Annotated in this window: 13 protein-coding genes; 9 read left to right on the top strand and 4 right to left on the bottom strand. The window is 73.2% G+C overall.

Features of this window, described 5'->3' with window-relative positions:
• The first annotated feature begins 84 nt into the window (after positions 1 to 84).
• The 6 genes from C1703_RS24210 (at position 85) to C1703_RS24235 (ending at position 11,272) form a co-directional block, all read left to right on the top strand.
• Complete coding sequence (locus C1703_RS24210; RefSeq protein WP_114257561.1) at positions 85 to 2,655, top strand: protein kinase; 2,571 nt, start codon at positions 85 to 87, stop codon at positions 2,653 to 2,655.
• Positions 2,656 to 2,822: 167 nt separating this feature from the next.
• On the top strand, positions 2,823 to 4,535 hold the full coding sequence (locus C1703_RS24215; RefSeq protein WP_114254829.1) for a serine/threonine-protein kinase: 1,713 nt from the start codon (positions 2,823 to 2,825) through the stop codon (positions 4,533 to 4,535).
• Between the two features lie 113 nt (positions 4,536 to 4,648).
• Positions 4,649 to 5,806 (top strand): serine/threonine-protein kinase, encoded by a 1,158-nt coding sequence (locus tag C1703_RS24220; RefSeq protein WP_232840573.1) that lies wholly within the window; start codon positions 4,649 to 4,651, stop codon positions 5,804 to 5,806.
• Between the two features lie 89 nt (positions 5,807 to 5,895).
• Positions 5,896 to 7,692 (top strand): serine/threonine-protein kinase, encoded by a 1,797-nt coding sequence (locus C1703_RS24225; protein ID WP_114254831.1) that lies wholly within the window; start codon positions 5,896 to 5,898, stop codon positions 7,690 to 7,692.
• A 137-nt stretch (positions 7,693 to 7,829) separates the two neighbouring features.
• Positions 7,830 to 9,467 (top strand): succinic semialdehyde dehydrogenase, encoded by a 1,638-nt coding sequence (locus C1703_RS24230; RefSeq protein WP_114254832.1) that lies wholly within the window; start codon positions 7,830 to 7,832, stop codon positions 9,465 to 9,467.
• Positions 9,468 to 9,484: 17 nt separating this feature from the next.
• Positions 9,485 to 11,272, top strand: a complete 1,788-nt coding sequence (locus C1703_RS24235; RefSeq protein ID WP_114254833.1) for a GMC family oxidoreductase — start codon at positions 9,485 to 9,487, stop codon at positions 11,270 to 11,272.
• 120 nt (positions 11,273 to 11,392) lie between these two features.
• On the opposite strand, the gene C1703_RS24240 is transcribed toward C1703_RS24235, so the two are convergent.
• On the bottom strand, positions 11,393 to 12,373 hold the full coding sequence (locus tag C1703_RS24240) for an LAETG motif-containing sortase-dependent surface protein (protein ID WP_198678259.1): 981 nt from the start codon (positions 12,371 to 12,373) through the stop codon (positions 11,393 to 11,395).
• Between the two features lie 214 nt (positions 12,374 to 12,587).
• On the opposite strand from C1703_RS24240, the gene C1703_RS24245 reads away from it, so the two are divergent.
• Positions 12,588 to 13,727, top strand: a complete 1,140-nt coding sequence (locus C1703_RS24245; protein ID WP_114257563.1) for a hypothetical protein — start codon at positions 12,588 to 12,590, stop codon at positions 13,725 to 13,727.
• 593 nt (positions 13,728 to 14,320) lie between these two features.
• On the opposite strand, the gene C1703_RS24250 is transcribed toward C1703_RS24245, so the two are convergent.
• Entirely contained in the window at positions 14,321 to 14,602 is a 282-nt protein-coding gene (locus C1703_RS24250) for a chorismate mutase (RefSeq protein ID WP_114254834.1), read from the bottom strand.
• A 330-nt stretch (positions 14,603 to 14,932) separates the two neighbouring features.
• On the opposite strand from C1703_RS24250, the gene guaA reads away from it, so the two are divergent.
• Positions 14,933 to 16,513, top strand: coding sequence for a glutamine-hydrolyzing GMP synthase (gene guaA / locus C1703_RS24255; RefSeq protein ID WP_114254835.1), 1,581 nt, complete (start codon positions 14,933 to 14,935; stop codon positions 16,511 to 16,513).
• 3 nt (positions 16,514 to 16,516) lie between these two features.
• On the opposite strand, the gene C1703_RS24260 is transcribed toward guaA, so the two are convergent.
• On the bottom strand, positions 16,517 to 16,990 hold the full coding sequence (locus C1703_RS24260) for a pyridoxamine 5'-phosphate oxidase family protein (protein ID WP_114254836.1): 474 nt from the start codon (positions 16,988 to 16,990) through the stop codon (positions 16,517 to 16,519).
• A 190-nt stretch (positions 16,991 to 17,180) separates the two neighbouring features.
• Here C1703_RS24260 and C1703_RS24265 point away from each other — a divergent pair, with 190 nt between their 5' ends.
• Positions 17,181 to 17,975 carry a class II aldolase/adducin family protein gene (locus C1703_RS24265; RefSeq protein WP_114254837.1) on the top strand — a complete coding sequence of 265 codons (795 nt, stop codon included), beginning with the start codon at positions 17,181 to 17,183 and terminating at the stop codon, positions 17,973 to 17,975.
• Between the two features lie 18 nt (positions 17,976 to 17,993).
• Here C1703_RS24265 and C1703_RS24270 read toward each other — a convergent pair whose 3' ends face one another.
• The gene (locus C1703_RS24270) at positions 17,994 to 18,935 is read right to left on the bottom strand and encodes a DUF4429 domain-containing protein (protein ID WP_114254838.1); all 942 of its coding nucleotides are present in this window, start codon (positions 18,933 to 18,935) and stop codon (positions 17,994 to 17,996) included.
• Positions 18,936 to 19,255: the final 320 nt, after the last annotated feature.

A 19,255-nucleotide genomic window follows, 5' to 3' on the forward strand; every position in this document is an offset into this window, starting at 1 on the left:
TCGTAAATGTTTGCGGACCGTACGCAGCCGGAACGGACCGTGGGGCGAACGGATGTGACCGACCAGGCTGCCGGGGGAGGCACCGTGGACGACTATGCGGGACGGGTACTCGCCGACCGCTACCGCCTGCCGCTGCCGCCGTCCGACGAGTACGAACTCACCGAGACCCGCGCCTTCGACACCTACAGCGGACAGGAAGTCCTGGTCAGGCAGGTGCCGTTGCCCGAAGTGGTCGAGGCCGAGGTCCTCGACGCGGAGGGGCTGCCCGACGGCTTCACGGCACGCGAGGGGGGCGCGCGGCGGCCCGGCGCGCGTCCGGGCACCCGGCGGCCCACGGATCCGGTGGTGCGACGCGCGGTCGAGGCCGCGCAGGCCGCGGCGGCCATCCCCGACCACCCCCGGCTCGACCAGGTCTTCGACGTGTTCGCCGAGGGCGGTTCGCTGTGGATCGTCAGTGAGCTGGTGGCCGCGCGTCCGCTGGCCGCGCTGCTCGCCGAGAAGCCGCTGACGCCGTACCGGGCGGCCGAGGTGGCCTCCGACGTGCTCATGGCGCTGCGGGTGCTGCACGCCCACGGCTGGGTGCACCGGAACATCACCGCGCGGACGGTGCTCGTCTGCGACGACGGCCGGGTGATGCTGACCGGGCTGGCGGTGGGAGCGGCGGAAGAGGCGCTGTGCGGGTACGACCCGGTGCCGCCGCCGGCCTACGAGGAGTCCGAGCAGGGGCTCGGCCCGGCCGGTGGCCCGGGACAGTCCGGTGGGGCCGCCGGGCTGACGCGTGGCGTGGGCGGTCCGGCCGGCGGGCGAGGCCCGGGCGGGGCCGGCGGCCCCGGAGGTCCGGCCGGGGGCAGTGGGCCCGGCGGGATCGGTGGCTCGGGGGACCCCGAGGCCGCGCGGCGGGCCGCCATAGAGGCGCGGGAGGCCAGGGGTCTGCCGACGGCCGGAGCCGGCACCGGCGGAGGACCGGCCGTGCCGGCGCGCCGGAGCGAGGACGACGGTGGCGACCCGCGGGCCGCGCGCGCCGGGGCGATCGCCGCCTACCGGGCGGGTGCCCGGGCCGCCGCCCGGGTCCAGGAGGCGCAGCAGAACGGCCGGGCGGCGCTGCCCGGCGCCCGCCCCGCCCCGGACAGCGGTCCCGCGCCGCACGGCAACGGCTCGGCGCGGTCGCCGTACATCCCCGGGCAGGGCACGGCACCCGAAGCGGCCCCGCCGGGGCGGATAGCCGACCCCTACGGCGTGGGCGGCAACCCCCGGACGACCGCCTGGCACGGCGCCACGCCCCGCGGCGGGCGGGGCGACGCGCCCCCGGCGCAGGACCAGGAACAGGCGGCCCTCCCCCCGGCCTCTGACACCTCCGCGGCCACGCGGTGGGACGACCTGGTCGCCGACACCCCCGCCCCCCGGCGCGGTCCGGCCACGGCCCTGGCCGCCGAGCGGGCCCGGCAGGCGCGGATGGCGGTCGTCGGGCCGGTCACCGAGCGCTGGGCGCCGGAGCAGGCCGGACCCGTCCACGAGAACTGGCAGCTGGCCGCGCCGATCGGCCCCGCCACCGACCTGTGGGCGCTCGGCGCGCTGCTCTTCCGGGCCGTGCAGGGCCACGCGCCCTACCCGGAGGAGTCGACGGCCGAGCTGGTGCAGATGGTGTGCGCGGAACCGCCCGCGTACGCCGAGGAGTGCGGGCCGCTCCGGCCGGTCGTGGAGTCACTGCTGCGTCAGGACCCGACCGAGCGCCTCGACTTCGAGGAGCTGCGCGGCTGGCTGCGGTCCCTGGTGCGCTCGGCGCCGGAGCCGGAGGCCGGGCTGCACGTCGTCCCGGCCCCGCCCGTCGATGCCAGCCGGCTGCCCGTCGTACGTCGCCGGGGCGAGCTGGTGCGACGGCGGCGGGCCGGGCTGCCCGCGCACCACGGGCGGCACAAGCGGGCCAAGGAGTCCCGGTCGCCGCACCGCCTCGGCCGCACCCTGCTCCTGCTGGTCCTGCTCGCGATGGCCGCCGCGATCGCCTACGCCATGCTCTTCATGCCCAAGTCGGACACCGAAGGCGCGAAGGGCGCGGACCGCACCGGTGCCGCCGGCGAGGTCAGCCAGGCGCCCGAGCCGGACGCCGGCAGCGAGCCGCGGCCCGACCAGACCTCGCCCGCCCCCGGGAAGAGCCCGTCGACGTCGGCCGGTGCCGGCGAGACCCAGACCACCGGCCCCGACGTCGCCGACGGCTTCACGCTGCGCAAGGACCCGGCCGGCTTCCAGGTCGCCGTCGCCAAGGGCTGGGACCGCACCCCGGGGAACGGCGACGGCCAGGTCGTCTACGCCAAGGGCGACTTCCGGCTCATCGTCGTACCGGGCCGGGACAGGGCGTCGGAGTACGGCAGCGACCCGATGGCCTACCAGCGGGAGCGGGAGCGCGAGTTGCAGCCGTACCGGGACTCCAGCTGGGCCACCTCCACGGGCCTGAAGACGATCGAGGTGGGCGGCCGGACCATGGCCGAGGGGCAGTTCACCTGGACCGGCGAGGACGGCGGCGAGCTGTATGTGCGCAACCTCGCGATGCTGGTCGACGGGCGGTACCACGTGGTCCAGGTGCGCGGCCCGGAGGCGGAGCGGGACGAGGTGACGCGGCTGTACGAGCAGGCGGCGGCGACGTACCGGGCGACGAAATGATCCCCTGAGGCGCCTGCCGCGCGCCGGCGTTCACCTCACCTTTCCCTCGGGTCCCGGACGGCGACAACCGTCACAGTGCGGTCACCGTGGTACCCCGCTTGTTCCCTGGGAAAGCGCGGGTCCTTACGCTGACCCTGTCAAGACCATTGCGGGGCAACGTGAATCAGATGCAGGGCCTGCTCGTCGCGGGCCGCTACCGGCTGGCCGAGTCCATCGGCAGTGGCGGCATGGGCCGGGTATGGCGTGCACATGACGAAGTGCTGCACCGGTCGGTGGCCATCAAGGAGTTGACGGCCGCCCTCTACGTCTCCGAGAGCGAGCAGGCGATCCTGCTGGCCCGCACCCGGGCCGAGGCCAGGGCGGCCGCGCGGATCAGCCACACCGCGGTCGTCACCGTGCACGACGTGCTGGAGCACGACGGCCGCCCGTGGATCGTGATGGAGCTGGTCGAGGGCCGCTCGCTGGCCGACGCGGTCAAGGAGGAGGGGCGCGTCGAACCGCGCGAGGCGGCGCGCATCGGCCTCTGGGTACTGCGGGCGCTGCGTGCCGCGCACACCGCCGGCGTCCTGCACCGCGACGTCAAGCCGGGCAACGTCCTGCTCGGCCGCGACGGACGGGTCCTGCTCACCGACTTCGGCATCGCCCAGATCGACGGCGACACCACCATCACCCGGACCGGAGAGGTCGTCGGCTCGGTCGACTACCTGGCCCCCGAGCGCGTGCGCGGCCACGACCCGGGCCCCTCCTCCGACCTGTGGGCGCTCGGCGCGACGCTCTACACGGCGGTGGAGGGCCGGTCACCGTTCCGCCGCACCACCCCGCTGACCACCATGCAGGCGGTGGTCGAGGAGGAGGCCGCCGAACTCCGGCACGCCGGTCCGCTCGCGCCCGTCATCACCGCCCTGCTCCGCAAGGACCCCGCGAGCCGGCCCGACGCGTCCGAGGCCGAGCGGATGCTGGCCGAGGCGGCGGAGGGACGACGGCCGAGCGGGGCGCGGGCATATGCCCCCACGCAGTACGGAGGGACCCCGCCGTACCAGGAGGCCCACAGCGGCACGGGCCCGGCCGGCTCCCCCTCGGCGTCCCACACCCGCACCCCGCTCCCCCCGCTGGCCGGCACCCCGGCCGCCGGAACGCCGACGGCCGGGACACCGACGGCGGGGACGCCCACGGCAGGCACTCCGGCGGGCCGTCCCGCCACGGTCGGCCCGACGGCGACCGGGCCGCAGCCCGCCGGTCCGGGACGGCGCCGCCGGCTGCGCACGCTCGCCCTCGTCGTGGCGCTCGCGGCGATCATCGGCGGGGGCACGGCCGTGGCGCTGCAGCAGTGGGACGAGGGCCGGCAGACGCCGGGCGCCGCGTCCGGCTCGACCGCTTCCCGGACCAAGGAACAGCCCGGCGGATCGGTGCCCGCCGGCTGGACCCGCCGCGACGACCCCGCCGGTTTCAGCCTCTACCTGCCCCAGGGCTGGAAGCGCCAGCTCTACGGCCCGCAGGGCGAACTCAGGCAGATCGACTACACGCCCGACGGCGGCCGGCACTTCGTCCGGATCGCCGTCGACACCTCCCCGGACTTCGGCGACCCCTACGCCCACCAGCTCGACCTGGAGGAGCAGCTCAAGGACCTGGCCCACTACAAGCGCCTCACGCTGAAGCGCAACATCTACCGGGACCGGGAAGGCGCCCTGTGGGAGTACACCTGGACCGCGCAGGCGACGGACAACAAGTTCCCCGGGCCGCGCCGCGCCATCGAGGAGACGTACATCGCCCGCGACGGCACCGAGTACGCGCTCTACATGTCCGCGCCGGCGTCGGACTGGGCGAAGGCGCGCAAGCAGTTCACCTCGGTGCTGCAGGGCTGGCAGGAGAAGACCTCCTGAGAAGGCGGGGTCTCTGACCCGGGGCTGTCTGTTTCGGCCACCCGCAGGTCGCCGCCCCGGAGCGGTCCGGTCCGGTGGGGCATGATGGCCGTATGGGGACCGAGGGGCACAACATGCGTGTCATCGCGGGCCGTTACCGGCTCGAGGAGAGGCTCGGGCGCGGGGGCATGGGCGTGGTCTGGCGGGCGACCGACCAACTGCTCGGCCGGGGCGTGGCCGTCAAGGAACTCCCCTACGACGAGACGCTCTCGGCGGCCGAGGCGCGCCGGCAGCGGGACCGTACGCTGCGCGAGGCCCGGGCGGTCGCCCAGCTGAGCCATCCGCACATCATCGTCGTCCACGACGTCGTCGAGCACGAGGACCGCCCCTACATCGTCATGGAGCTGATCGAGGGCGGTTCGCTCGCCGACCGGCTCGCCACCAGCGGCCCGGTCGACGCCGCCGAGGCCGCGCGCATCGCCATCGCACTGCTCGGCGCGCTGCGGGCCGCCCACGCGTCCGGGGTGCTGCACCGCGACCTCAAACCGGACAACGTGCTGCTGGAGACCGGCACCGACCGGGTCGTCCTCACCGACTTCGGCATCGCCCAGGTGCAGGGCGCCCCCACACTCACCGAGAACGGCTCCTTCGTCGGCTCGCCCGAGTACACCGCGCCCGAGCGGATGTCCGGGGCCCGGACCGGGCCCGAGTCCGACCTGTGGTCGCTGGGCGCGCTGCTGTGCGCGGCCCTGAGCGGGGAGTCGCCGTTCCACCGCGACTCGCTGGGCGGCATCCTGCACGCGGTCGTGGTCGGCGACATCCAGCCGCCCGCGCAGGCCGGGCCGCTCCTGCCCGTCGTACGGGGTCTGCTGGAACGCGATCCGGACCGGCGGCTGGACGCGGACCGGGCGGAGCGGATGCTGCGGGCCTTCCGCGACACGGGCCGTACGCCGCAGGCGCCGCCGCCCGGCTACGCGCCGACGGTGCGGGACGACGCCCCGCGCGGGCGGCCCCTCGCACCGCCGCAGGACATCGCGGACCGGCAACCGCCCGGGCCGGCGGCGGACGGGCCCGTCCCGGACGGCCAACGGGAGGAGTCGTTCCTCCGGCAGCCCACGCGGCGGGTGCTCGTGGCCGCGCTGCTGGTCGCCGCGATGGCCGGGGCGGGGGTGTCCGCGGCGGCGCTGCTCAGGGGGGAGGGCGACGGGGACGGCGGCCCCACACCGACGAGTTCGGCACCCGAGACGCCCGCGACCCGGTCGGCGTCCCCCAGCACCTCCGCGCACCGGTGACGCACCGTCAGCTGCCCGGGGGGCGACTTACCGGCGCCCGGAACCGACTCGCGTCGACAATCCCCCGTCTCGCAGGGTACTGATGGGGCATGAGCAACGACGGGGGCGGGACGGGCGCCCAGGGCCGACTGGTCGGCGGACGGTACCGGCTGATCGAGCGCATCGGCTCCGGCGGGATGGGCACCGTCTGGCGGGCCCGCGACGAACTCGTCCAGCGCGAAGTCGCCGTCAAACAGCCCCACTTGCCCGGCGAGCCGGAGGACGAGAGCCACCGGCGGGCCGCCCACCGGCTCCACCGCGAGGCCCGCGCCGCCGCCCGCGTCGACCATCCCGCGGCCGTCACCATCCACGACGTGGTCGTCGAGGCGGAGCAGCCGGACGACCGCCCGCGGCCCTCGGGCCCCGACGAACTCGACGCTGCCGAGGCGCTCGACGGGCTGCCCTGGATCGTCATGGAGCTGGTCCGGGGCGAGTCCCTGCACGAGACGCTCCGGCGCGGCCCGGTCGACGTGCCCGAAGCCGCCCGGATCGGCCTCGCGGTCCTCGGCGCCCTGCGCGCGGCGCACTCCGTCGGCATCGTGCACCGGGACGTCAAGCCCGCCAACGTGCTGCTGGGCCCGCACCGGCGCGTCGTCCTCACCGACTTCGGCATCGCCCATGTGCGGGGCGAGGACTCCCTCACGGCCGGTGGGGAGTCGGTCGGCTCGCTGGAGTTCGTCGCCCCCGAGCGGATGTCCGGCCGTATCGCCGGGCCCGCCTCCGACCTGTGGTCTCTGGGAGTGCTGCTGTACGCCGCCGTGGCGGGCGCGTCCCCGTTCCGCCGGACCACGCCCAAGGCCACGCTCGCCGCGATCCTCGCCGCCGAGCCGCCCGAACCGGAGCGGGCCGGACCGCTCGGGCCGCTGATCGTACGGCTGCTGGCCCGGGACCCCGAACAGCGGCCGGACGCCGAGGAGGTCGCGAAGGAACTGGAGGCGGTGGCCGGGCGGGGACCGGAGAGGGAGCCGGTGCGGGAGTTCGGCCAGGAGGCCGAGGAGATACTGGAGCGGTCGGAGGACGGCACGCTACGGCTCGGCGGCGGAACGACCGCACCGCCGGAGGCCGTCGAGCACGACCCGCTGTCTGCGCCCGTCGAGCGCGACCCGCTGTCTGCGCCCGTCGACCACGACACTCTGTCTGAGGCCGTCGAGCACGACACGCCGTCAGCGCCCGTCGACCACGACACGCCGTCAGCGCCCGTCACGCCCTCTGTGCCCGTCGACCACGACACGCCGAAGCACCACCTCCTCCGCCCCGGCCCCGTCGCCCTCTTGGGCGCGCTGCTCGTCGGCGGCATCGGGGCCGCCACCCAGCTCGCCGACACCAGCAGCGCGGAGACCACCGACCACCCCGTCGGCGCCACGCCGGCCCCCACCGCCTCCGGCCCCGGCGGCACCTGGACCGCGCACCGCGAGCCGGATCTGTCGGCGGTGCTCCACCTCCCGGCCGACTACCGCCGGCTCGCCGAAGCCGGCAGCGCCACCGACCAGCCCCGCATGGCCCTTTACGGCGATGCGCGGGGCGGCAGCGTCCAGGTCCGCCTCCTCCTGTGGGACAGGGCCCCGGGCTCCCCGATGGACGAGGCCCGGAAGGCGCACGCCGCCTGGGGGGAGCAGGCCCGCACGCGGTACACCCGCACCAGCGTCCAGGCCTACGACGCCGCCATCGCCGACACCACCTACCACCTGGACGAGGCCCCCCGGCGGGTCATGCAGGTCATGGTCCGCACCGACGACGACCGCATGTACGAACTGCGCGTCGACATGCCCAGGGGCACGCCGGAGGAGAAGGAGGGCACCTCGCTGTTCCAGGGCGCCCGGGACCGGCTGGGAATCGTGGAAGGCTGAATCACATCGGCCCGCCACCGCCCCACGCCCTGATCAGCGCGTTTGTTGCCAGCAGCCACTGGCGTCGTGTGTGCAGTCGGTGAAGCCGTATTACCGACGGGTACCCAAAGGCTCCGCCGCGGCATACCCTGCGCCTCATGACGGACGCGCAGGCCGCCGAGAAGACGGCAGAGACCGGCACGGCACAGACCGGTACGAACCCCCTCGCCCCCGCCCCGGAGGGCGCCCGCACCGCCGCCGACGTGGTGACCCCCGAGCTGATCGCCCAGCTCACCAAGGGCGTGCTCGGCTCCGGTCGTACCGCCAACCACACGCCGTTCACCGGTGAGAAGCTGGCCGACCTCCCCGAGTCGACGCCCGAGGACGTGGCACGGGCCTTCGAACTGGCCCGCGCCGCCCAGGCGGTGTGGGCGCAGACCCCGGTGCGGCAGCGCGCCGCCGTCCTGCTCCGCTTCCACGACCTGCTGCTGGAGCGCCAGGCCGAGGTGCTCGACCTCATCCAGCTGGAGACCGGCAAGGCCCGCCTGCACGCCCACGAGGAGGTCCAGGCCGTCGCGGTCGCCGCCCGGCACTACGGCCGCAGGGCCTCCGCCTACCTCCGCCCGAAGCGGCACGCCGGGGCCATGCCGACCCTCACGAAGGTCACCGAACTGCGCCACCCGCGTGGGGTGGTCGGCCAGATAGCCCCGTGGAACTACCCGTTGGAGCTGTCGGTCGGCGACGCGCTCCCCGCGTTCGTCGCGGGCAACGCGGTCGTCATGAAGCCCGACACCGAGACCTGCCTGACCGCCCTGTGGGCCCGTGACCTGCTGATCGAGGCCGGCCTGCCCGCCGACGTCTTCCAGGTCGTGCTCGGCGAGGGCCCGGTCGTCGGCCCCGAGGTCGTCCGGCACGCCGACTACGTCTCCTTCACCGGCTCCACCCGCACCGGCCGCGAGGTCGCCCAGGGCGCCGCCGCCCGGCTGGTCGGCGTCTCCCTCGAACTCGGCGGCAAGAACGCCATGCTGGTGCTGGAGGACGCCGACATCGAGAAGGCCGCGGCCGGAGCCGTGCGCGCCTGCTTCTCCTCCGCCGGCCAGCTCTGCATCTCCATCGAGCGGCTCTACGTCCACGAGTCGATCGCGGACGCCTTCCTGCAGCGCTTCGCCGCCCGCACCAAGGCCATGCGCCTCGGCAAGTCCCTGGCGTACGGCGCCGACATGGGTTCCCTGGTCGGCGAACGACAGCTGGAGACCGTCACCCGGCACGTGGAGGAGGCCGTCGCCAAGGGCGCGACCGTCGTCGCGGGCGGGGTGGCGCGCCCGGACATCGGCCCGTACTTCTTCGAGCCCACGATCCTCGACGGCGTCGGCACGGACATGTCCGTCTGCACGGAGGAGACCTTCGGCCCGGTCGTCTCCGTCTACCGCTTCAAGGACGAGGACGAGGTCGTCGAGCGCGCCAACGCCACGGCGTACGGCCTGAACTCCTCGGTCTGGACGAAGAACGCCCGGCGTGGCCAGGAGGTCGCCGCCCGCCTGCGCACCGGCACGGTCAACATCAACGAGGGCTACGCCCCCGCGTACGGCAGCGCCCAGGCGCCCATGGGCGGCATGAAGGACTCCGGCCTCGGCCGCCGCCACGGCTCCGAGGGCATCCTCAAGTACACCGAGGCCCAGACGGTCGCCCACCAGCGGGTCCTGCCGATGGCCCCCTCCCTGGGCATGGACGACGAGCAGTACGCCCGGTTCATGAGCAGGAGCCTCCGCCTGATGAAGGCGTTCCGGTTCCGGTGATTCAGCGAGGAGAGCACGTGCCTCAGGACGCATACGACTACGACGTCATCGTCGTCGGCTCCGGCTTCGGCGGCTCCGTGACCGCCCTGCGCCTCACGGAGAAGGGCTACAAGGTAGGCGTCCTGGAGGCCGGCCGCCGCTTCACCCGCGAGACCCTCCCGAAGAACTCCTGGGACCTCAAGAACTACCTCTGGGCCCCCAAACTCGGGATGTACGGCATCCAGCGCATCCACCTGCTGGGCAACGTCATGGTCCTGGCGGGCGCGGGCGTCGGCGGCGGCTCCCTCAACTACGCCAACACCCTCTACGTCCCGCCGAAACCGTTCTTCGAGGACCCGCAGTGGCGGGACATCACGGACTGGCAGGAGGAGCTGAAGCCGTACTACGACCAGGCCCGGCGCATGCTCGGCGTCCGGCTCAACCCGACCATGACCCCCTCCGACGTCCATCTGAAGGCCGCCGCGGAGCGCATGGGCTGCGGCGACTCCTTCCACCTCGCCCCCGTCGGCGTCTTCTTCGGCGACGGCGAGGACGCCGACGGCACGGTGAAGGCCGAGCCGGGCCAGGAGGTGCCCGACCCGTACTTCGGCGGGGCGGGCCCGGCCCGCAGGGCCTGCGCGGAGTGCGGCGAGTGCATGACCGGCTGCCGCCACGGCGCGAAGAACACCCTCAACGAGAACTACCTGTACCTCGCCGAGAAGGCCGGCGCGGTCGTCCACCCCCTGACGACGGTCGTCTCGGTCACCGACGACTCACGCGGCGGGTACGCGGTCGCCACCCTGCCCACCGACGACCGCCGCAAGGCCGCGGGCCGCACCTACACGGCCCGCCGGGTCGTCCTCGCCGCCGGCACCTACGGCACGCAGACCCTGCTGCACCGCATGAAGGCGGGCGGCCAACTGCCGTACATCTCGGACCGGCTGGGCGAGCTGACCCGCACCAACTCCGAGGCCCTGGTCGGCGCCCAGACCGACGACCGGCGCTACCGCAAGGCACACGGCGCGCCGAGGGTCGACTTCACGCGGGGCGTGGCCATCACGTCCTCGATCCACCCCGACGCGAACACCCACATCGAGCCGGTCCGCTACGGCAAGGGCTCCAACTCGATGGGCGGCCTGTCCATCCTCCAGGTCCCCTACGCCGGGACGAACTCGGGCACCTCACGGGTCCTGGGCTTCCTCGCCCACGCGGCGAGACACCCCTGGCTGGTGCTGCGCTCCCTGTCCAACCGGCGCTGGTCGGAGCGGACCATCATCGGCCTGGTGATGCAGTCGCTGGACAACTCCCTGACGACGTACCTGAAACCGTCGGGAGCCGGCCGCGGCCTGCTCACCGCCCGCCAGGGCCATGGTGCCCCCAACCCCAAGCAGATCAAGGCCGCCACCGAGAGCGCGTCGGCGCTGGCCGCCGAGATCAACGGCTTCGCCGGCTCCAACGTCGGTGAACTGATGGGCACCCCGCTCACGGCCCACTTCCTCGGCGGCTGCCCGATCGGCTCCTCCCGCGAGACCGGCGTGATCGACCCGTACCACCGCCTCTACGGCCACCCCGGCATCTCGGTCGTCGACGGCGCCGCGGTCTCCGCCAACCTGGGCGTCAACCCGTCCCTGACCATCACCGCCCAGGCCGAACGGGCGATGTCGTACTGGCCCAACAAGGGCGAGCCCGACCCGCGGCCGAAGCAGGGCACGGCCTACGAGCGGCTGCAGCCGGTCGAGCCGAAGTCCCCGGCGGTCCCGCCGGAGGCGTTCGGCGCCCTGCGGCTGCCGTTCCTGGGACTGCCCGCGGTGCCGCCGAAGAACTGACGGCAGCGGACAGCGGAAAGACGGACAGCAGCAAGACGGACAGCAGAAGAGGGACCTGCGCCCCCCTCCGAGCGCAGGTCCCTCTTCCGCTTGGCGTTGCCCCCTACGGGGCGCTGCGTCTTACGCCTCCGCGCCGGCCTTGCGGCGACGCACCACGAAGATCGCGCCGGCACCGGCGACGACCGCGGCACCGCCGACGAGGCTGATCATCGGCAGGGCGGAGCTGGAGCCGGTCTCGGCGAGGCTGCCGGTGACCTCCGGCGTGTTGCCGCTCGGCTTCTCGTCGGTGACGGGCGCCTTGCCGCCTTCCTGCGGCTTGGTGCCGTCGGTGTCCGTACCGGCGGAGACGATCTGGAACTTGTACGACACGTCACCGAAGCCGGTGCACTCGGCGTCGTTGTCGCCGTAGATCGTCGCGCCGAGCGAGAAGCCGGCGCCGACCGGGGCGGACTTGCTGACGTTGAGGCGCAGCGGGATGTTGACCTCGTAGTCGGGCTGCAGCTCGTCGGTGTAACCGACGTAGCCGACCGCGTAGCCGCCCTCGTTGAGGTCGACCCAGATCTTGTCCTGGGGGTCCCAGGCCTGGAGCTGGACCTGCTTGCTGGAGAACAGCTCCTCGCCGTTCTTGTCGGGGGAGGCCCCCGCGAAGAAGTCGAGGTCGTTCAGCGTGGAGTCGGAGTTGTTGAGCACGTTCAGCGAGAACTTGTGCCAGCCGCTGCCCGCCGCGATCTTGCCGGGCAGACCGGAGATGCTGACGTCGACCTTGGTGTCCTCGCAGATCGAGGGCTCGGGGTCCGGGGACTCCGACTCCTCGGGCTCCGAGGCGGAGGGCGACGGGGAGGACTCGCTCGCGGACGCGCTCGGCGACGGCGACGTCTCGGGAGCGGACTCGCTCGGGGAGGTGCTCGGCGACGGCGACGTCTCGGGAGCGGACTCGCTCACCGACGGCGAGGCGGACGTCTCGGGAGCGGACTCGCTCACCGACGCGCTCGGCGTGGGCGTCGTCTCGTCGGTCGCGTACGCGGCCGGTGCCGCGAGCAGTGCCACCGGGGCTATGACCGCCGTGGCGGCCGCTGCTGCCATGGCGCGGCGAAGCTTCATGAAGACCTCGGAAAGTCCGGCGTACCGCGGGGTGCGGTACGAACGTTGGGGGAGGCCTCCGCGTGTGGGGCGCGGGTGTGGCCCTTGGTTCGAGAGGTTTGATCCGTGAAACCTGTGAATGGTTGCGCTGACATTCACAGAATTCTTATGTGGGCTGAGTCACACTCAAGACCTTCTTGTGAAGGCGCTCACCACCGGCTTAGATCTGGTCCTCGTGTCTGAAAAGCCGTCCGACGATCAGCCGTCGGCCTCGCAGCTCCCCGACGACGTCTGGGAGCAGTTCACCCGCGACACCGAGCGCGACATCCGTTCCTCCGCCCCCAAGGAGCCGTCCGCGCGGGCGCGCATCGTGACGGAGCGCCTGCGGCAGCAGGAGGCCCGGGGCGAGTTGCCGCCGGGGTGGCGAACGGGTCCGGCCTGGCAGGAGATGAACGGCCGCGCGGCCCGGCGCCGCAAGCTGTGGACGGCCCTCGGCGTGACCGTCGCCGCAGCCGTCGCGGTGGTGGCCCTGAAGCCGTCGCTGCTGCCCGGCCACCCCTTCGGCACCGGGGGCTCCCAGGCCGAGGCCTCGCCACTGCCCGCCGAGACCGCGGCACCCACCGCCCCGCCCGCCGCGTCGGACCCCGACACCCCCACCCTGGACGAGCCGTTCGCGGGTTCCCCGGCCCTGCGCTGGGCCGACGGCGAGGCCGGTATCGTCCTGCCGCCCGCGAAGGCCGTCGGCGCGGTCCCCGCGGACCGTGTGGAACAGGCGCTGAAGCTGACGAAGAAGCTGCTGGTCGGCGCCAACCTCGACCCCAGGACGGTACGGGGCGGACGCCCCGAGGCCGCGCTCGCCGTGCTCGACCCCAAGCAGCCGGAACTCCTCGACGAACTCGGCACCGCCCTGCGCTCCCCGAGCCGGAACCACGACCCGGTGACGCTGTTCAGCCGCTTCGACCCCGACGAGGTGCGGCCCGTCGGCGACGTGATCAAGACACGCGGCCGTATGACGTTCGGGAAGGGAACGCACGGGGGTGTGGCGGTGCGCGCCGACTACACCTTCGTCTACCCCGTCGTGCGGGCCGACGGCCCCACCGAGGTCACCCGCACCATCGTGCGCCGGGTCGTCGAGACCGAACTCGCCGACGCGACGCGGTACCAGGTCACCCAGGGCCGGCTGCTGCTCGTGGAGTACGACCAGGAGATCGGCAACTCGTCCTGCTTCGTCTACGACGGTTACCTGCACCCGGAGTTCCCGTCGAGCAGCCCGACGGGCGCGGCCCCGAGCGGCCCCGCGACGGACCCGTACGACCGGAGCAAGGACATCGACGACGGCGACCGCGACGACTGCGGGACGGTGACCCGTACCTGAGTCCGGGACGGGACTGTGACTCGTACCTGAGTCCGGGACGGTGATTCGTACCTGAGCCCGGGGGCCCGGAGGGGCGTCGGCGCAGAAGCGAAGGGCCCCGCGGGGTGGAGCCGCGGGGCCCTTCTTCTCGTCAGCACCGACGTCAGGGCAGCGCCGGTGCCTGGAAGCGGCGCCGGGGGGTTGCGCCGCTGGTCTCGACCTCTGGCAGTCGGGCAATGCGGGTGCCCGCCGAGGGACTTGGGCTGTATACGCATCGTGCTGGATGAACGCGGCGCCCGCAACCGTTTGACCCAGCCTTGTGCATTTTTGCAATGTCCGCCGGTCGGCCCCGGGCGTCCCCGGAGCCGACCGTTCTCTTGGGTGACCGGGCTGCTGTCCCCTGCCGTCCGGTCACATCCCTGGAGCGAGGTCCCACGACGCACGGCACGATCCGTACGTCTCATCGCTCCAGCGAGCCACGCGTGGTTCTCTCGGGCCCGCGCCTGGCTGGCACGGACACCGGGACCAACGAGGCGGCGCGGGGGCCGGTCACGCGCCGTACGGGTGAGGGCGGTGCGGACGTGTGTCCCGCGAACGCCGATTCCCCGCGCGGGTCAGATCCTGCCGCGGCACAGCTCCAGCAGGGTCATCGCGAGCGTGGTGCCCGGCTTGCCCAGCGCCTCCCTGTAGTGGCCGAGCACCTCCATCTCGCGGGAGAGGTTCACGCGCCGGCCGCCGGAGGCGATCCGGGCCTCCTGGATGACGGCGGAGACGGCCGCCCGTTCCTGGATCAGGCCGATGATCCGGTCGTCGAGCGCGTCGATCCGCTCGCGCGCGCCGGTGATCACGTCGGCGGCCTCGGGGGTACGGGCGCCGGTCACGTCGATGGCGGTCATGGGAGGGGCTCCTCGTCGTCAGGGGCTGCCCCGAGGCGGCAGGGCCCGGACGACGACAGGCGCCCCGGGCCTTGTCGGCCCGGGGCGCCTGGGAAGTCGCTTGTCAGTTGCTCAAGCAGCACGACCATGGCAGCCGGCGGGCCGGGTGCCATAGGTAAAGACGAACGTCTGGTGCTTGAACATGGGGGCAAGTATGCACCGCGCGCCGGAGACGTCCAAGCCGGTTCGCATCCTGAGACGGGGCGGCTGCCCGGTACCCGGAAGGTGCCCGGCCGCCCCCGGTAGAATCGGGTGGCACAAGACCCCCGCCCCACCGCCGGAAGGCACCCCGTGTCATCAGCGACTCCCGCTGCCAACGCCGCCGACACCGTCCTGGTCGTCGACTTCGGTGCGCAGTACGCCCAGCTCATCGCCCGTCGCGTCCGCGAGGCGCGGGTCTACAGCGAGATCGTGCCGAGCACCATGCCGGTCCAGGAGATGCTCGCCAGGAACCCCGCGGCGATCATCCTCTCCGGCGGCCCCTCGTCGGTCTACGAAGAGGGCGCCCCGCGCCTGGACCGCGAACTCTTCGAGGCCGGCGTCCCCGTCTTCGGCATGTGCTACGGCTTCCAGCTGATGGCGCAGACCCTCGGCGGCACCGTCGACAACACCGGCGCCCGCGAGTACGGCCGCACCGACCTGCACGTCTCGAAGTCGTCGTCCACCCTCTTCGAAGGCACCCCCGCCGAGCAGGCCGTCTGGATGTCCCACGGCGACGCCTGCTCCGCCGCCCCCGAGGGCTTCTCCGTCACGGCCTCCACGGACGTCGTGCCCGTGGCCGCCTTCGAGAACGACGAGAAGAAGCTCTACGGCGTCCAGTACCACCCCGAGGTGATGCACTCCACGCACGGGCAGCAGGTGCTGGAGCACTTCCTCTACCGCGGCGCGGGCCTGACCCCGTCCTGGACCACGGGCAACGTGATCGACGAGCAGGTCGCCGCCATCCGCGAGCAGGTCGGCGACAAGCGGGCCATCTGCGGCCTGTCCGGCGGCGTGGACTCCGCCGTCGCCGCGGCCCTCGTCCAGAAGGCCATCGGCTCCCAGCTGACCTGCGTGTACGTCGACCACGGCCTGATGCGCAAGGGCGAGACCGAGCAGGTCGAGAAGGACTTCGTGGCCGCGACCGGCGTGCAGCTGAAGGTCGTGGACGCCGAGGAGCGGTTCCTCAAGGCGCTCGCCGGGGTCTCCGACCCCGAGGAGAAGCGGAAGATCATCGGCCGCGAGTTCATCCGCGTCTTCGAGCAGGCCCAGGCCGAGATCATCGCCGACGAGGGCCCGGCCGTGGAGTTCCTCGTCCAGGGCACGCTCTATCCGGACGTCGTCGAGTCCGGCGGCGGCACCGGCACCGCCAACATCAAGTCCCACCACAACGTCGGCGGCCTCCCCGAGGACCTCGAGTTCAAGCTGATCGAGCCGCTGCGCAAGCTGTTCAAGGACGAGGTCCGCATGGTCGGCCAGGAGCTCGGCCTGCCGGAGGAGATCGTCCAGCGCCAGCCGTTCCCCGGCCCGGGCCTCGGCATCCGGATCGTCGGCGAGGTGACGAAGGAGCGTCTCGACCTCCTCCGCGAGGCCGACGCCATCGCCCGCGAGGAGCTGACGGCGGCCGGCCTCGACCGGGACATCTGGCAGTGCCCGGTGGTCCTCCTCGCGGACGTCCGCAGCGTCGGCGTCCAGGGCGACGGCCGCACCTACGGCCACCCCGTCGTCCTGCGCCCCGTCTCGTCCGAGGACGCCATGACGGCCGACTGGTCGCGCCTGCCGTACGACGTCCTCGCCCGGATCTCCACGCGGATCACGAACGAGGTCAAGGACGTCAACCGTGTCGTCCTCGACGTCACCTCCAAGCCGCCGGGGACCATCGAGTGGGAGTGACCCCTACGTGCGCTTGATCGTGCGCAGGGGCTCGCCGGGCTTCCAGACCTGGACGACGAGGTAGGTGTCGTCCTCGACGTAGGTCCGCACGACCTCCGTCAGCTCGGCGCGGAAGAGGTGGAACGGCTCCGGCGGTTCCACCTCTTCGACGTATCCGGCCTTCGTCTCCACGTCGTCGACCTCGATCGCCCGGCCGCTGATCCGGACGTCGCCGCCGCCCATGCCGGTGCCCTCCCCAGGGTTCGCCTGGAGCGCGAAGCGCGGGTCGCGGCGCAGGTCGAGCGCCTTCAGGGAGTCCGGCATCATGCCGAGCCACAGCTCGCCGCCGAGGAAGCGCACCTCCAGACCGCTCGTCCGGGGCGATCCGTCCTTGCGGAGCGTGGCGAGAACGTGGTGCGTGTAGGCGCCGAAACGCTTCTCGACGGTGCCTGCCAGGTCCGGTTCGGCGGTGGCGAAAGCCGCCCAGTTCGCTGTCATACGGAGAGTCTGGCGCCCAAACCGGACATCCTCTGTCGGCTATTCGTGGGGTCGGGGAGCCAGGGGGCACAAGGGTGGGTGCAGGGTGCTCGCGGGGGCGCGCGTTTCATCTTCACGAAACGGTTCTGTCCTTCGCGGGCCGAGCGGCGGTAGCTTCCGCCCCGTACGAAGAACCAGCGCTGGAGGACCTATGCACGGGCCCACCCCGCCCCTGCCGCTGCCCACCGACCGACTGCGGTTCGCCATGCCGCCGATGCACGAGTCGGTCGAGGACGAGCGCCGGCACCGCAAGGAGCGGCTCGCCGGCGCCCTCAGGATCTTCGGGCGGCTCGGCTTCGAGGACGGCGTGTCCGGGCACATCACCGCCCGCGACCCGGAGTACAGCGACTGCTTCTGGGTCAACCCGTTCGGCATGCCCTTCCGGCACGTCACCGTGAACGACCTGGTGCTCGCCAACCAGGACGGCCAGGTCGTCGAGGGCGGCCACCACGTCAACCAGGCGGCGTTCACCGTCCACGCCCAGGTGCACGCCGCCCGCCCCGACGTGGTCGCCGTCGCCCACTGCCACTCCGTGCACGGCCGGGCGCTCGCCGCCCTCGGCGACCTGCTGGAGCCGATCACCCAGGAGAGCTGCGCCTTCTACGAGGACCACGCCCTTTACGACAGCTACACCGGTGTCGCCGTCGACGCCGAGGAGGGGCGGCGCATCGCGGCCGTGCTCGGCTCCCGCAAGGCGCTCGTACTGCGCAACCACGGGTTGCTGACCGTCGGCGACTCGGTGGACGCGGCGGCCTGGTGGTTCGTGTCCATGGAGCGGTCCTGCCAGGTGCAGCTGACGGCGCAGGCGGCCGGGCGGCCGGTCCGCATCGACCACCGGATGGCGGTGGCGACGCGCGAGCAGCTGGGCGGCGACCTGGTGGCGTGGATCAACTACCAGCCGATGTGGCAGGACATCTGCCGGAGCGAGCCGGATCTGCTCGGCTAGGGAGCGGCGCCGGCGCGGTCAGAAACCGCGCAGCACCACCGCCTTCGTGCGGGCGAACTCCTCGTCCGTGAGCACCCCCTCCCGGTGCAACCGGCCCAGCTCACGCAGGCGGCGGAGCAGTACGTCGTGGTGGTCGGTGGTGCGGGGCGGGCCGGGTGCCGGGCGGGAGGCGGGATCATTCGCGTCGCTTCCTGCCGGGTCATTCGCGTCGCTTCCCGCCGGGACATTCGCGTCGCTTCCTGCCGGAGCGCGGGACGACGGGTGCGGCAGCCGGGCCGTGACCGCCGTGGCGACGAGCGCCGTGAGCAGATCGCGGCGGGTGCTGCCCCACAGGTCCAGGGCGTACGGGTCCTTCTCCGGCGGCAGCTTCGAGAAGACCGTCTCGCGTGTCACGAACCGCAGGAAGCCGTCCTCGTGGCCGGAGTTCGGCAGCCACTCGACCCGCACCAGGTCGCCCAGGTCGATGATCCGCGGGCCGGTGGCGCGCTTGACCCGCTCGGAGGTGTCGCTCCAGTCGATCCGCACCTGCGAGCCGTCGAAGGAGACCGTCCCGTCCGAGGAGCGCACCGAGACGGGAACCGGCGGGCCGGGCAGCAGATACGCCTTCACCGGTTCCTTCGGTACCCGGTCCAGGAGCAGCGCGCGGCGGATCTCCTCGGCGACGTACTCGGCGACCCCCGTCCGGTCGACCTCCACCGACAGCCGGTACGGATCGGCCTCGTCCGGCAGCCGGCCGCCCGTCGCCTGGAGCAGCGGGTCGGCGCCCTCGCGCAGCAGCAACCGGAGCCGTCCACGCCTGCGTTCGGGTTCCAGGACGACCCCCGCCACCGCCTCCAGCGGCACCGCGACCTCTCCGTACGTCTGCCGGAACAGCGGCACGGAGCGGTGCAGACCGGGCGTGATCCGAACCGTGCTGCCGTCGAAGGCCCAGGTCCCGTCACGCTGGATGATCTCGGCCATAGGGGAATTCTCCCAGCCAGGTCAACACGGCGCGCCGAACTTCACCCGTGTTGACCAGAGCGGGCGGACGCGGACCGGGTGGTATAGGGCACAATTCGCTGTCGTCGCACGGGAGTTGCACAGCGGTGTTTCCGGGGTCCGGAAGGCCGGCGGTGGTTGGGTCGCGGGAAGGCGGGCGTCGGGCGTGACGGTGCGCGAGACGGGGCAGGGCGGCGGGGACGCGGGTGTGTACGCGGGTGCGCGTGCCGGTGCGTATGAGGGCGGGTACCGGGGCGGATACGCGGGCGGCTATGCCGGTGGCCGCGCGGGGAGTTACGCGG

The organism is Streptomyces sp. Go-475 (genome assembly GCF_003330845.1).
Classification (GTDB): domain Bacteria; phylum Actinomycetota; class Actinomycetes; order Streptomycetales; family Streptomycetaceae; genus Streptomyces.